We start from the raw sequence: 623 nt of genomic DNA on the forward strand, positions 1-623 counted from the left end.
CATCGGCATGAGCCAGTCGAGCTTGGTCGCCGCGGTCGCGTAGTCCGTCGCGTCGATCTTGCCGCCGTTCGAGCCGTCGGCCGTGATGGCCGCGGTGACCAGCGCCGACGAGCCGAACTTGCCGCGCAGCGCCGTGACGACCCGGTCGAACGCCTGCGGCCCTGACGCGTCGCACGTGAGGCCGCACGCGTTGGGGTACTCCCAGTCGACGTCGATGCCGTCGAAGACGTCCGCCCAGCGCGGGTCCTCGACGAGGTCGTAGCAGGACTGCGCGAACGCCTCGGGGTTCGCGGCGGCCTGCGTGAAGCCGCCCGACCACGTCCAGCCGCCGAACGACCAGATGACCTTGAGGTTCGGGTGCATGGCCTTGAGCTTGCGCAGCTGGTTGAACGACCCGCGCAGCGGCTGGTCCCACGTGTCGGCCTTGCCGTCGACGGACTGCTCCGCGGTGTAGGCCTTCTCGTAGTCGGCGTAGGAGTCGCCGATCGAGCAGCGGCCGCCGGTGGTGTTGCCGAACGCGTAGAGGATGTGGGTCAGCCGGTCGGCCGAGCCCGAGGTCTGGACGTCCTTCACGTGGTAGTTGCGGCCGTAGACGCCCCACTCGGTGAAGTAACCGACGACCT

At 69.2% G+C, this 623-nt stretch carries 1 protein-coding gene; it reads right to left on the reverse strand.

All coding sequences use genetic code 11. The features are described 5' to 3' along the window. Window positions 1-623 (reverse strand): glycoside hydrolase family 18 protein (locus G3I71_RS45570; protein WP_239149770.1); only part of this gene is annotated, 623 nt, incomplete at both ends.

The sequence above is a fragment of the Streptomyces sp. SID12501 genome, assembly GCF_010550245.1.
Classification (GTDB): Bacteria; Actinomycetota; Actinomycetes; order Streptomycetales; family Streptomycetaceae; genus Streptomyces.